Origin of the sequence: Pantoea sp. IMH (genome assembly GCF_000599885.1) — a bacterium.
GTDB lineage: Bacteria > Pseudomonadota > Gammaproteobacteria > Enterobacterales > Enterobacteriaceae > Erwinia.
The window spans coordinates 219,735-233,975 of sequence record NZ_JFGT01000002.1; the positions used below are offsets into that span (position 1 = coordinate 219,735).

At 55.6% G+C, this 14,241-nt stretch carries 12 protein-coding genes; 5 read left to right on the forward strand and 7 right to left on the reverse strand.

Annotation, left to right across the window (positions count from 1 at the left end; genetic code table 11):
• Positions 1-100 precede the first annotated feature (100 nt).
• Together EA20_RS0101120 and sanA are read left to right on the forward strand one after the other, a co-directional pair.
• Positions 101-1,798 (forward strand): NAD-dependent malic enzyme, encoded by a 1,698-nt coding sequence (locus EA20_RS0101120; RefSeq protein WP_024965073.1) that lies wholly within the window; start codon positions 101-103, stop codon positions 1,796-1,798.
• A 221-nt stretch (positions 1,799-2,019) separates the two neighbouring features.
• A complete protein-coding gene (gene sanA / locus EA20_RS0101125) occupies positions 2,020-2,751 on the forward strand; it encodes an outer membrane permeability protein SanA (protein ID WP_024965074.1) in 732 nt (243 codons plus the stop codon).
• Between the two features lie 69 nt (positions 2,752-2,820).
• On the opposite strand, the gene mglC is transcribed toward sanA, so the two are convergent.
• The 7 genes from mglC to EA20_RS0101160 all read right to left on the reverse strand — a co-directional run bounded on the left by mglC (position 2,821) and on the right by EA20_RS0101160 (position 11,136).
• Positions 2,821-3,831, reverse strand: a complete 1,011-nt coding sequence (mglC, locus tag EA20_RS0101130; protein ID WP_024965075.1) for a galactose/methyl galactoside ABC transporter permease MglC — start codon at positions 3,829-3,831, stop codon at positions 2,821-2,823.
• Between the two features lie 19 nt (positions 3,832-3,850).
• Positions 3,851-5,371, reverse strand: coding sequence for a galactose/methyl galactoside ABC transporter ATP-binding protein MglA (gene mglA, locus EA20_RS0101135; protein WP_024965076.1), 1,521 nt, complete (start codon positions 5,369-5,371; stop codon positions 3,851-3,853).
• Between the two features lie 92 nt (positions 5,372-5,463).
• Positions 5,464-6,459 (reverse strand): galactose/glucose ABC transporter substrate-binding protein MglB, encoded by a 996-nt coding sequence (gene mglB / locus EA20_RS0101140; protein ID WP_024965077.1) that lies wholly within the window; start codon positions 6,457-6,459, stop codon positions 5,464-5,466.
• 313 nt (positions 6,460-6,772) lie between these two features.
• Positions 6,773-7,813, reverse strand: a complete 1,041-nt coding sequence (gene galS / locus EA20_RS0101145; RefSeq protein ID WP_024965078.1) for an HTH-type transcriptional regulator GalS — start codon at positions 7,811-7,813, stop codon at positions 6,773-6,775.
• Between the two features lie 129 nt (positions 7,814-7,942).
• Positions 7,943-9,124, reverse strand: a complete 1,182-nt coding sequence (gene yeiB / locus EA20_RS0101150; protein ID WP_024965079.1) for a DUF418 domain-containing protein YeiB — start codon at positions 9,122-9,124, stop codon at positions 7,943-7,945.
• 84 nt (positions 9,125-9,208) lie between these two features.
• Positions 9,209-9,874: a GTP cyclohydrolase I FolE gene (folE, locus tag EA20_RS0101155; RefSeq protein WP_024965080.1), complete on the reverse strand. Its 666-nt coding sequence runs from the start codon at positions 9,872-9,874 to the stop codon at positions 9,209-9,211.
• Between the two features lie 125 nt (positions 9,875-9,999).
• Complete coding sequence (locus EA20_RS0101160; RefSeq protein ID WP_024965081.1) at positions 10,000-11,136, reverse strand: YbfB/YjiJ family MFS transporter; 1,137 nt, start codon at positions 11,134-11,136, stop codon at positions 10,000-10,002.
• Positions 11,137-11,262: 126 nt separating this feature from the next.
• Between EA20_RS0101160 and EA20_RS0101165 the strand changes: the two genes are divergently transcribed.
• Genes EA20_RS0101165 through fghA form a run of 3 tightly spaced genes read left to right on the forward strand, consistent with a single transcriptional unit; the run spans position 11,263 to position 14,217 of the window.
• The gene (locus EA20_RS0101165; protein ID WP_024965082.1) at positions 11,263-12,183 is read left to right on the forward strand and encodes a LysR family transcriptional regulator; all 921 of its coding nucleotides are present in this window, start codon (positions 11,263-11,265) and stop codon (positions 12,181-12,183) included.
• 54 nt (positions 12,184-12,237) lie between these two features.
• Positions 12,238-13,362, forward strand: coding sequence for an S-(hydroxymethyl)glutathione dehydrogenase/class III alcohol dehydrogenase (locus tag EA20_RS0101170; protein ID WP_024965083.1), 1,125 nt, complete (start codon positions 12,238-12,240; stop codon positions 13,360-13,362).
• Between the two features lie 12 nt (positions 13,363-13,374).
• Positions 13,375-14,217, forward strand: coding sequence for an S-formylglutathione hydrolase (fghA, locus tag EA20_RS0101175; RefSeq protein ID WP_024965084.1), 843 nt, complete (start codon positions 13,375-13,377; stop codon positions 14,215-14,217).
• Positions 14,218-14,241 lie beyond the last annotated feature (24 nt).

Sequence of the window (14,241 nt, forward strand, 5' to 3'; positions counted from 1 at the left end):
ATACAAGTCACAGCTTTTGTTATCAGCAGGTAACAAAAGCTGTACTTTCAGATGAATTATTTTAGGATTGCCGCACATCCTGAATTGATGAGTAGATTGCATGGAACTCGAGTACGAAAGTAAACGTCCGCTTTATATCCCTTATGCTGGCCCTATTTTGCTGGAATTTCCCCTGCTGAACAAAGGCAGCGCTTTCTCCGTCGAGGAGCGTAATGAGTTCAATCTTCGCGGCCTGCTGCCTGAAACGGTGGAAACCATTGAAGAGCAGGCCCAGCGCGCCTGGCGCCAGTTTCAGGATTTTAAAAACGATAACGATAAGCACGTTTACCTGCGTAATATTCAGGACACTAACGAAACACTGTTCTACCGCCTGCTGGACAATCATCTGGAAGAGATGATGCCCATCATTTATACCCCAACGGTGGGCGCCGCCTGCGAGCACTTCTCAGAAATCTATCGTCGCGCGCGCGGCGTATTCATTTCCTACCCCAATCGCGGCAACATCGAAGATATGCTGCAAAACGCCACCAAGCAAAACGTGAAAGTGATTGTCGTCACCGACGGCGAGCGCATTCTTGGCCTGGGGGATCAGGGCATCGGCGGCATGGGTATCCCGATCGGTAAGCTGTCACTTTATACCGCGTGCGGTGGTATCAGCCCCGCTTATACGCTGCCGGTAGTGCTGGACGTGGGAACCAATAATACTCAGCTACTCAACGATCCGCTCTATATGGGCTGGCGTCACCCGCGTATCACGGGCGAAGAGTATGACAACTTCGTCAACGAGTTTATCCAGGCGGTAAAAAGCCGCTGGCCGAACGTGCTGTTGCAGTTTGAAGATTTTGCCCAGAAGAACGCCATGCCGCTGCTGGAGCGCTACCGTGATGAAGTCTGCTGCTTCAATGATGATATTCAAGGCACCGCGGCGGTCACGCTGGGCACGCTAATCGCCGCCAGCCGCGCGGCGGGCAGCAAAATGAGCGAGCAGAAAGTGGTATTCCTCGGTGCGGGATCTGCCGGTTGTGGTATTGCCGAACAGATTATTGCCCAGATGAAATCGGAAGGACTGAGCGATGAAGAAGCGCGGGCGCGGGTATTTATGGTGGACCGCTTCGGCCTGTTAACCGACAAGCTGCCAAACCTGCTGAACTTCCAGAGCAAGCTGGTACAGAAAAGCGACGCGCTGGCGGGCTGGGACGTCACCTCTGACGCGCTCTCGCTGCTGGATGTGGTGCGCAATGCCCGTCCGGATATCCTGATTGGCGTTTCCGGCCAGCCGGGCCTGTTCAGCGAAGAAATTATACGCGAGATGCATAAGCACTGTGCTCGTCCGATTGTGATGCCGCTCTCTAACCCAACGTCACGTGTTGAAGCCACGCCACAGGATATTATTGCCTGGACCGAAGGCGCAGCGCTGGTGGCCACCGGCAGCCCGTTTGCACCGGCCATGTGGAAGGAGAAGGTTTTCCCGATCGCCCAGTGCAATAACTCCTATATTTTCCCCGGCATCGGGCTTGGCGTGATCGCCTCTGGCGCCACCCGCGTCACCGACAGCATGCTGATGGCGGCCAGCCGCGCGCTGGCAGACTGCTCGCCGCTGGTCAACGACGGTTTCGGCCCGGTACTGCCGGAAGTGAAGGATATTCAGGGCGTATCGAAGCTGATCGCCATGGCCGTTGGCAAGGCGGCACAGCTGGCGGGCGTCGCCGTGGTCACGTCCGAAGATGTGCTTTCACGCGCCATTGCCGCTAACTTCTGGCTGCCGCAGTACCGTAATTACCGCCGAACCTCCATCTGACGACGAGTGCCGGGTATTCCTTTACCCGGCCTGTTTCCCCGCGGGAAGTTAGAAGGATGTTAAGAAATAACGCATTCGCGCACCTTTTATTTACCGGCCGCAACTGTCACGCGCGAAAATTGTGCGAAAACCCGTCATACGGCGAACCCCGGCTTGCTTCGCCAGGCCGGGTAAAGTAGCCTTAATCCACCTTTTCCCCGCAAGTCTGAGCAACATCCGGCATGATAAAACGCTTGATTTTTGGTCTTATTATCATAGCAACACTGATAGTAATGACCGCGCTCGGTCTCGATCGCTGGATAAGCATCAAAACGGCTCCCTACGTCTATGACGATCTCAAAACGCTGCCTTACCGCCAGGTCGGTGTGGTGCTGGGCACCGCGAAATACTACCGTACGGGCGGCATTAACCAGTATTACCGCTATCGCATTCAGGGAGCGATTAACGCCTATAACAGCGGCAAGGTAAATTATCTGCTGCTCAGCGGAGATAATGCGCTGCAAAGTTATAACGAACCTATGACGATGCGCCGCGATCTGATCGCCGCAGGCGTTCCCGCATCGGATATCGTGCTGGACTACGCAGGCTTCCGCACCCTGGATTCCATCGTGCGTACCCGTAAAGTGTTTGATACTAACGACTTCATTATCATCACGCAGCGCTTTCACTGCGAGCGTGCGCTGTTTATCGCATTACATATGGGCATTCAGGCGCAGTGCTATGCGGTGCCTTCACCGAAAAACATGCTCAATATCCGCGTACGTGAAGTGGGCGCCCGTCTCGGTGCGCTGGCCGATCTGTTTCTGATGAAACGGGAACCGCGTTTCCTTGGGCCGCTGGTGCCGATCCCTGCCCGATACGAAATCCCGGAAGATGCGCAAAGCTACCCGGCCGTTACGCCGGAGCAGCTACTGGAGCTGGAGCAGCAGCAGGAAAAAAAAGCGAAGAAATAAAAAAACGCATCCGTTGAGGGATGCGTTTTTGCCTGCACTGCTGACGCTTTTAGCGCCGTACGGCCCCGGTTATTTTTTCCGGGCGTACTTCAGTGAATCCAGCGCCACGGCGAAAATGATGATGCCGCCTTTAATAATGTACTGCCAGTAAGGGTTAACGCCGATATAGGTCAGCCCGTAGTTGATCACGGTGAAGATCAGCACACCAGTCACCACGCCTGCTACCGTACCCACACCGCCCGCGAAGGAAACCCCGCCCACCACACAGGCAGCAATCGCATCCAGCTCGTACATAAAGCCGAGGTTGTTGGTTGCCGAGCCGATACGGCCCGCCTCCAGCATCCCGGCAAAAGCGTAGAACACACCCGACAGGGCATAAATCAGGATCAGGTTGAAATTGACGTTCACGCCGGAAACGCGGGCGGCTTCAGGGTTGCCGCCGATGGCAAAAATGTTTTTACCAAAGCGCGTTTTATTCCACAGGACCCAGACAAAGAAGATCGCGATGGCGGCATAGAAAGTTATATAAGAGAGTTTGAAATCCCCCATGCGGATAAAACCCTGCGCAAAGGTCGAAAACCCTTCGTCAAAGCCTGCAATAGGGGAAGCGCCCACGTAATCGTAATAGAGCGAGTTAATGCCATACACGATAATCATGGTGCCCAGGGTGGTGATAAACGGCGTCACCTTCAGATAGGCGATAATCAGGCCGTTCACCAGGCCAATCAGGCCACCGATAACGCAGACAATCAGGATGACCACCGCGATCGGTAACGTTTCCAGCTGTGGAAACACCTTATTGACGTTATCCATCGCCTGTAGCAGCGTTGCCGCCACAACGGCCGCCAGACCAACCTGACGTCCGGCGGAGAGATCGGTTCCCTGAGTCACAATCAGACCAGCCACGCCGAGCGCGATAATAATACGCACGGAGGACTGAGTCAGAATATTACTTAAGTTCATCAGACTTAAGAAGGTCGGGTCCTGGAAAATAATAATCGCCAGAAGCACCAGCAACACCACATATATCCCACCCTCTTTAAACCAGTTGAGCGCGTTTTTTTTATTTACTGCATTCATGGTAACAGCCCTTACCCTATTAAAGGTGCAACGATGCCAAACGTAATATTTCGTTTTGCGTTGTCGATTTTGTTTCAACGATACCCGCGACCATGCCGTTACTCATTACCAGAATCCTGTCGGTAATCCCTAAAAGCTCCGGCATTTCGGAAGAGATAATAATGATGCCTTTATCTTTCTTCGCCAGCTCGGAGATCAACTGATAAATTTCAAATTTGGCACCCACGTCGATACCGCGCGTCGGTTCATCCAGCATCAGTATTTCCGGCGAGGTTAACAGCCAGCGGCCAATAATCACCTTTTGCTGATTCCCGCCGGAGAGCGAGCCAATGGATGTCCGGTGCCCCGGCGTTTTCACCCGCATCGAGTCAATCACCCACTGGGTATCACTCTTCATGCGGCTGTTATCCAGCAGGCCAAAACTATTTTTATATTTACGGATATTTGAAATCAGCGAGTTAAAGCCGATATCCAGGAAAGCATAAATCCCCGTCGCGCGTCGTTCTTCAGTCACCAGGGCAAAGCCGTGGTTGATAGCTTCATTCGCGCTGTGGTTATTAATTTTTTTGCCGTGCAGCTTAATCGTCCCGCCAGATTTTTCGCGGATACCAAAAAGGGTTTCCACAATGTCGGTGCGTTTTGCGCCAACCAGTCCCGCGATGCCCAATATCTCCCCTTTGCGGAGATCAAACGAGATATCCCGGATAGAGGGCTGGCGCAGCGAGGTCAGGTTACGCACTTCCAGGATGGTTTCACCCGGAACATTGGACTTGTCAGGAAAGCGTTGATTAAGCGAACGCCCGACCATCATAGCGATGATTTTGTCCATATCCAGCCCTTCCAGCGGCTGGGTCGCAATCCACTGTCCATCACGAAGGATAGTGATCTCATCGCAGAGCTGGAATATCTCTTCCATTTTATGCGAGATATACACAATACCGCAGCCACGCTCTTTGAGTTTACGAATAATCGTAAAGAGGTGGTTAACTTCTTTTTCCGTCAGCGATGACGTTGGCTCATCCATAATAACGATTTTTGCGTTATAGGAGAACGCCTTGGCGATTTCCACCATCTGCATCTGCGAAACAGAGAGCGTCACCACTTTGTCACGCGGATCGATATCAATATCCAGCTCTTCAAAGATCGCTTTGGTATCGCGGTACATTTTATCCTGGTCAACAAATACCCCTTTTCGGGGATATCGTCCCAGCCACATGTTATCCATGACCGAGCGTTGTAAAACCAGGTTCAGTTCCTGATGCACCATTGAGACGCCATTTTCCAGCGCTTCTTTTGCGCTATTAAAATTAATCTCTTTCCCCTGAAACAGAATGCTGCCTGAATCTTTACTGTAAATGCCGAAGAGACATTTCAATAACGTGGATTTCCCCGCGCCATTTTCACCCATCAGAGCGTGAATAGAGTGCGGGCGAACTTTTAAATTCACGTTATCCAGCGCTTTCACGCCGGGAAATGACTTACTGACGTCGGTCATTTCCAGCAGATATTCGCGCTCTGGCTGAACTTTATCACTGCCCATAATTCTACCTGGCTGAATGTGGCGCACCATCGGGCTGACCCGACTGCGAGCCCGGAAATGGGCGCAGCGAACTGCGCCCGGTTGCGGAACGGTTATTTCGTGAACTGAGAGAGATTCTCTTTATCAACCGGCACGTAAGCGACGCGCACGACTTTGCCATCCAGTTTGTAATCGGTGCCTTCGGTGGCGGCTTTACCTTCAGAGAGGTTTTTCGCCATCATAAAGGTTGCTCTTGCCTGGTTTTCAGCATCGTTAAGCACGGTGCCCGCCAGGGCGCCCGATTTGACCATCGCCAGCGCTTCCGGCAGCGCATCCACGCCAAAGACCGGAACCGCAGACTTATTGTGGGCCTTCAGCGCTTCTACCGCACCCATCGCCATCGCATCGTTATTGGCGATAACCACTTCAATTTTGTTGCCGTTCGGACCAGAGAGCCAGGCATCCACTTTGTCTTTCGCCTGCGCCGTATCCCACATCGCGGTATCAAGGTGCAGCTGCTGCGTTTTCACGCCGCCGGTGTTCAGCGTATCAATAACATATTTCGTACGTGCTTCTGCATCCGGATGGCCTGGCTCGCCTTTCAGCAGCACAAACTGGATCACGCCATCTTTATTCAGATCCCAGGCCGGACTCGCTTTCCAGTGTTTCGCAATCAGTTCGCCCTGCTTGACGCCAGACTCTTTCGAATCGGTACCGACATAGTAAGCTTTGTCGTAGCTGGCCAGCGCTTTGGCGGTTGGCTCTTTATTGAAGAAAACCACCGGAATATCGTTTGATTTGGCTTTGCTGATAATCACCGCGGCCGCAGCCGGGTCAACCAGGTTAATCGCCAGCGCTTTCACGCCCTTCGCCACCAGAACGTCAACCTGATCGTTCTGCGTTGACTGGCTGTTCTGAGAGTCATTCATCAGCAGCTGAATGCCATCGGTTTTATCCGCTTCTTTCTCAATATTTTTACGCACAACGGACATAAAGTTGTCGTCATATTTGTAGATAGTCACGCCGATACGGGTGTCGGCGGCGTGAGCCGTTGCGCCAAACATCATGCTGGCAACCAGGGCTGTGAGCGTGAAAGCCTTCTTATTCATGGTATCTCCGGTTTTTGTAGGGTCGTTCTCAGCGCCCGGCTCGTTATCAGTGAGCGTGGCGGCGCAATGGTTACGGCGAGGCGAAATGTTGGGGTAACGTGTCGCAAAGCCGATTATTTGTTAAAACCAAACCCGACTTCCCTGTACGGCAACGCTTCCAGAAAGCTGTGTAAAAAAGGGTTTCAGCGGGCGGTAAACTGGCGGTCCGGGGGGCTTGAACCGCGTTACATAATGTTTCACACCCGTTGAGTCGCTGCCATCATAGAGAAGGCGATGTTAATTAACTGTGAATTTACTCACAATTTGAAAACGGTTACACGGCGCTATCGCTTGAGTTAGTGACGGGCACCACATTTTGCCGGGCCGCGACGGAATGCCGGCGAACCAGCGTCGGCATAAAACAGTGCGTGGCGTTCTCATCAAGCAGGCCAGCCGCCCCTTTCAGTGCGAGTTCTGTCGCCGTTTTAGCCATGGAAACAATAGGATAGCGTACCGTGGTTAGCTGAGGATCGGTGTAGCGGGAAATGGGGATATCATCGAAACCGATCACCGAAATCTGCTGCGGTATGGCGATGCCATTATCCTTCAGCGCGGCCAGCGCGCCGGCGGCCATGCTGTCGTTATAGGCAAAGACCGCCGTCAGATGCTGATTCCGCCCTAATAACTCCACCATGGCCGCTTCCCCGCCCTGCAGATCGGGCTCCGCGCTCGCCGTCCAGCTTTCCTGTGCCACCAGCTGTTGCTCAGCCAGCGCCTGGATCCAGCCCTGGCGGCGCTGCTCCACATCTTCGATTGGATGGCTTGACGCGAGATAGCCAATACGCTGATGGCCCTGCTGCTGGAGCATGCGTGTCGCCATCAGCGCGCCGCTGACGTTATCCAGACAGACGCAGCGATGAGCGTAGCCCGGCAGGGTACGGTTGATTAACACCATACCGGGCACCTGCTCCATCAGCGCGGCGAGTTCGGCGTCATCCAGCGCTTTTGCGTGCACGACCAGCGCATTGCACCGCTGGCGGATAAGAACTTCAATGGCATGGCGTTCTTTTTCAGCCTGATGGTAGGAGTTATTGATCAGGACGTGCTTATTCATACGCTGCGCCACCGTATCCACGGCTTTAACCAGCGCACCAAAAAATGGATCGGAAACGTCCATCACCACCACGCCAATGGTGTCGCTGACCTGGGTGACCAGCGCCTGTGCGTTCGCGTTGGGCCGGTATCCGAGCGCATCGACAATATGTAGCACCATATCGCGCGTTTCGGGCGTGACCGCAGCGCTCTGATTCAGCACGCGTGACACGGTCGCCACGGAGACACCAGCCTCCCGCGCCACATCACGGATGGTAATCATGATCGCTCACTCTTGATAAAATTTGCATAACTCTTCCAGACGCAGTGTGCCTGGCGGCTATTCTGGCAGGGGTTAAGGCGGGACTACGTGAAACAGGTCACAGCGATGAAAACGGTTACATACAATTATTTAACCTTTGTGACGCAAATCATTCTTAACTGGGGTGCCGTCAAGCGGCGGGCCGCCGCCAAGCAGCGTCAGTTTACGCCACAGCCACTCAGCCGGCCCCTGCGGGAAGTAACGCAGCCAGAGCAGCGAGAAAAGCAGATTGGCCAGCCAGATAAGAGGAACGAGCGCCAGCAACTGGCTGCGATCCAGTTTATTGAACCAGCCAAAGTGTTCAAACAGCGTGGTGCAGATCAGGGTTTGCAGCAGGTAGTTACTGAGGGCCATCCGTCCGGTAAGGCTGATGGCGCGCGTCACTTTCAGACGTGATAGCGTGGGCCAGTAGCCAAAACAGAGCGCCGCGTAGCCGATGGCCTGGAGCGGCGCGCCGATTTCCCGCGGGACCTGAAGAAAGAAGCCAGCCCAGCGGAAATCCCAGCCGGACCACCATTGCAGCCAGATGCCGGGGATCTGGATAAGCCAGGCAACGGAGATGAGGATCAGCGCGCTGCGGCGATAGTGCTGCAGGCTGTAGCTGCCTTTAAGCCAGCCGCTGCGCATCAGGGCGGCGCCAATCATCATCAGACCGGCAAGCTGCCAGCCATATTGGGCGGCCAGCGTCAGCAGTCCGGAAGAAAACAGATCCAGCCGGTTTTGCACCGCAAGCCATCCGCCGCCGGTTTTCCACAAGGTTTCATACTGCACCAGGGCGGGTCCCGGCAGCCAGGCGCTGTTGGACTGATTGCCGGAAGCCATTCCCAGCACGATGAGCACACCGCTACCGACGAGATAGAGCAGCACGCCGGTATTGAAAAGCTGTTTACTGGAAGGCACATCACGGATCATCCGCCAGGCCACCAGGCCGAGCAGACCGTAGTCAAAAAGAATGTCGCCACTCCAGAAAAAAACAGTGTGGCAGAAACCGAACAGAACCAGCCAGGTCAGGCGCGCCTGGAGCCAGCGCTTACCTCTTGGCAGCAGCATCTGAAGACCGGCGCCAAACAGCAGCGAAAAGAGGGTGAGAAATTTAACCTGGGCAAAGAGATCGAGCAGCGCCCAGGTCCAGGCATCACTTGAGGACACCCTTCCCTGCCACGCAGGATTAAGGTAAGCCGCGCTGGGCAGCGCGAACGCCACAATATTCAGCAGCAGGATCCCCAGAATGGCCAATCCACGAATGAAATCCAGCGTGTGAATGCGCGGCATGACGCTTTCCCATGTCCAGTCAATCTTTCCGCTCTGGCGGCGACGTTTTACTTCACGGCGGCAGGGGGCGATCCTGCCGGTTAATCAGCTGTGGCGTACCGAGCGCAGAAACTCCTGGCGGGTATTCTGGCTGGACTTGAACAGGCCGCCCAGCGAGGTGGTCGTGGTGGCGCTGGTCGCGTCACGGATACCGCGCGCCTTCACGCAATAGTGCACCGCATCGATGGAGACAGCCACATTATTGGTGCCCAGAAGCGTTTGCAGCGCCACCAGGATTTGCTGAGTAAGCCGTTCCTGCACCTGCGGACGAGAGGAAAAGAACTGCACGATGCGGTTAATTTTCGACAGGCCAATGACTTTATCTTTCGGGATATAGGCAACCGTCGCTTTACCATCGATTATCACGAAATGGTGTTCGCAGGTGCTGGTCAGCGTGATTTCACGCACCGTCACCATTTCATCTACCTTCATCTTATTTTCGATCACGGTGATTTTGGGGAAATTGGCGTAATCCAGCCCCGAAAAAACCTCGTCAACGTACATTTTGGCGATGCGGTGCGGCGTTTCCACCAGGCTGTCGTCGGTCAGATCGAGATTCAGCAGCTGCATAATTTCGGTCATATGCTCCGCGATCAGACGCTTACGCGTTTCGTCATCCATTTCCCGCGCCGGGGCGCGTAATGGGGTTTCCAATCCACGGGCAAGCAGCGCTTCGTGAACCAGTGCGGCTTCCTGACTTAACGTAGCCATGGTGATTTCTTCTCCAGCAGGTGACTTACCGATCCCTGTGGAACCGGCCTTATTTCTGAGGCGCTATTCTGGTACACAATGCCCCGTTAATCCAGCGAATCAATTTAAACGCCGGTGAAACAGTTTCATTCCGCCGCCGGGTCACGCCGCCAGACCAGCGCCCCCGCGATCAGCAGTCCCACGCCTGCCACGTAGAGCGCAGGCTCCAGCCTGTGGGTCAGCGAGGTGGAAAGCGCGGAGAGCAGTGGCCCCACCAGCTGGCCCACCGCATAACCAGTGGTCAGCAGACCGGCCAGATAGCGGGTGTGACGCGGTGCCAGTTCGCGGCCATATTGCAGTGAAAGCTGCACCACGCTCAGAAACCCTCCGCCCACCAGAACGGCACCCAGCACCAGCCCGCTCAGGCCGGGGATGGCATCCGCACAGAAGACGCCAGCAGCCTGCGCCCACAGGGTAATCGCCAGGCGAACGTTGGCGCTGCCCCGACGGCGCATCAGAATCCCCAGGCCGATGCCAATCACCGCCGCGCCGCCAAATACAGGCCAGACAAACTGGGCAAACGGGCTGTCCGGGAAGCGGGCTGCGGCCATTTGTGAAAGAAAAGTGGCCGGCAAAATATAACCGAACCCAGCCAGGCTGTAGCTCCAGACCAGCTTTTTCAGGCCGGGCGTCAGCATCAGCGGCTCGGGCGCTGTTTCGGGACGATGCAGTTCTCCCCGGCGCGGCAGATTACGGGCCACCGGCAGAACCAGCACAAGGGCCAGCAGGCCATAGGCGATCCACGCCCAGGCGGCCGTGATTTGCTGGCTGTGTAACAGCACCGCCAGCATGCCACTGATGAAAATGCCGGTGCCGGGTCCGGCAAAGACCGCCGCGCTCAGCCCTGCCCGCCCCAGCCGGTGCAGCTGGTCGTTGCTCCAGGCGGCGACCAGTACCATGGCCCAGCCGCTGGCCCAGCCAATAAAGAACCGCAGCACGCCGTGCAGCCAGGGGCCGGTCAGGCAGGCAGAAAGTAGCGTGAGCACCACCGCCCCCCACAGTCCCGCCTGAAGCCGCCACTCAACGTGACGGGTGGCCCGCATGGCATTAAAAGAGCCGCAGAGATAGCCCAGGTAGTTAAAGGCGGCCACGACGCCCGCGCTGGTCAGCGTAAGCTGATCTTCAGCAATCATCAGCGGCACCTGCGGGGTAAAGGCGAAACGGCCAATCCCCATCGCCACAACCAGCGTTAAAAATGCACTCAGCGCGACGCGAAAAGCCATATTTTGTTCACCCCTTTCTTCCCTATCAGCGATTCATTTTGATAAATGGTTGCGACTATCATGCCGGATGGCTACACTTACGAAAAGTGAATAATCCTGATCAACTTACTTACAAAAAGAGAACAGATGGATTTAACCCAGCTGAAAATGTTCTGCCTGGTGGCCGAAACCGGTTCACTGGTGCGTGCCGCGGAAGTGCTGCATCGTGTGCCGTCTAACCTGACGACACGCCTGCGGCAGCTTGAGCATGAGCTTGGAACCGATCTGTTTATCCGCGAAAAGCAGCGCCTGCGCCTGTCGCCGATGGGCCATAATTTTCTCTGCTATGCCCAGCGTATTCTTGCGCTGAGTGACGAAGCGATGCGCATGGCCCAAAGCGGCGAGCCTGGCGGCAACTTTGCGCTGGGCTCGATGGAGAGCACCGCTGCGACGCACCTTCCCGGGCTGCTTGCCGCCTACCATCAGCGCTATCCCGACGTCGCGCTGTCGCTGGTAACCGGCACCTCGACGGAGATCATAAAGGATGTCCGCGAGGGAAAACTTGCCGCGGCACTGGCCGACGGACCGGCGACCGCGGATGAGCTGAACAGCTGCGTCGCCTTTCGCGAGAAACTGATCCTGATTTCAAGCCGCGACCATTTGCCAATCGCTGAACCCGCCGATGCGGCTGGTGATACGCTGTTTACCTTCAGATCGGGCTGCGCCTGGCGGCAGCGTCTGGAAAGCTGGTTTCGCAGCGGCGGCGCGCAGCCTGGCCCCTTTATGGAAATTCAGTCCTATCACGCCATGCTGGCCTGTGTGGCCAGCGGCGCAGGCGTGGCGCTGATGCCGGAATCGGTACTGAACCAGCTGCCCGCCAGCAGCATTCTTCGCCACGCCCTGCCGGAATCCATTGCCGACGCGGCCACCTGGCTGGTCTGGCGTCGCGATGGGTTTACGCCCAACGTGGAAGCGCTGAAATATCTTATTATTGAACAGACCGATGCGGCGTCAGAGCATGATGACCTGCCGTCATCTTTTACGACCAGACATCACAAATCACCCTAGCCGGGCGTTATCGTTAAACGTTGCCGGACCACTTTACAACAAAAGAGAATTGTTATGCAGATGATCAAAACTCGCGCCGCTGTTGCCTGGGCCGCCGGTGAACCCTTAAAAATTGAAGAAGTGGATTTGATGCCGCCACAGAAAGGCGAAGTGCTGGTGCGCATCGTGGCAACCGGCGTCTGCCATACCGACGCCTATACGCTGTCGGGTAAAGACCCTGAGGGCGTTTTTCCAGCGATCCTCGGCCATGAAGGGGGCGGTATCGTTGAGGCAGTAGGCGAAGGCGTTACCAGCGTTGCCGTTGGCGACCATGTGATCCCGTTATATACGCCAGAATGTGGCAAATGTAAGTTCTGTCTCTCAGGTAAAACCAACCTCTGTCAGGCGATCCGCACTACGCAGGGCAAGGGACTGATGCCAGATGGCACCACCCGTTTCTATAAAGACGGCAAGCCTATTTTTCACTATATGGGCACTTCAACCTTCTCTGAATACACCGTTATCCCGGAAATTTCCCTGGCGGTGATCGGTAAAGAAGCGCCGCTGGAAGAAGTCTGCCTGCTTGGTTGCGGCGTGACCACCGGCATGGGCGCCGTGATGAATACTGCCAAAGTGAAAGAAGGCGATACCGTGGCGATCTTCGGCCTCGGCGGCATCGGGCTTTCCGCAATCATCGGGGCCAAAATGGCCAAAGCGGGCCGTATCATCGGCGTTGATATCAATACCAGCAAATACGATCTCGCGACCAAGCTGGGAGCAACCGATCTGGTCAATCCAAAGGATTTTGATAAGCCGATTCAGGACGTGATTGTCGAGATGACCGACGGCGGCGTGGACTTCTCCTTCGAATGTATTGGTAACGTGGATGTGATGCGTTCAGCGCTGGAGTGCTGCCATAAAGGCTGGGGCGAATCGGTCATTATTGGCGTGGCAGGGGCTGGTGAAGAGATCGCCACCCGACCTTTCCAACTGGTCACCGGACGCGTCTGGCGCGGCTCGGCGTTTGGCGGCGTTAAGGGCCGTAGCGAGCTGCCGGGCATCGTTCAGCGCTATATGGATGGCGAGTTCCAGCTGAACGATTTCATTACGCATACCATGCCGCTGGAAGAGATTAATGACGCCTTTGATCTGATGCATGAAGGCAAATCGATCCGTTCCGTGGTGCATTTCCGCAAATAATCAGGAGGATAAATGGCATCGACACTGGAGCTTTTAGAGGAACATCGCCAGTTTGGCGGCTGGCAGCAGCGCTACCGGCACCGCTCGGTCGCGCTGAACTGCGAGATGACCTTCAGCATTTTCCTGCCGCATCCCAGGCAGGAAACGCCGCCGCCGGTGGTCTGGTGCCTCGCCGGCCTGACCTGTAGCGACGAAAATTTCGCGACCAAGTCGGGCGCGCAGCGCATCGCGGCGGAGCTGGGACTGGTTCTGGTGATGCCGGATACCAGCCCGCGTGGCGACGCGGTAGCGGATGATGAAAGCTACGATCTCGGTCAGGGCGCCGGATTTTATCTGAATGCGACTCAGGCACCCTGGAACACGCATTTTCGCATGTATGATTACATCAGTGATGAGCTACCCGCGCTGATTGCGGATAACTTTCACATCAGCGATCGTCAGGCGATTATGGGTCACTCGATGGGCGGCCATGGCGCTATCATGCTGGCGCTGCGCAATCCGGATAAATATGCCTCGGCCTCGGCGTTTGCCCCTATCGTCAATCCGGCGGAAGTGCCCTGGGGACAGAAAGCCTTCAGCGCCTACCTTGGCGACGACGAGCAGGCGTGGTGCGAGTATGACAGCTGCTGGCTGATGCGTCAGACTACGCACCAGCTGCCGGTGCTGATCGATCAGGGTGACAGCGATCAGTTCCTGGCCGATCAGCTCCATCCGGAACGGCTGGAAGCTATCGCCCAGGAAAAAGCATTTCCGCTAAATGTGCGCATCCAGCCCGGTTACGATCACAGCTACTTCTTTATCTCCAGCTTTGTGGAAGATCATCTGCGCTTTCACGCCCGCTATCTGCTGGCGTAACCGACTGAAATCCTGATAGCTAAC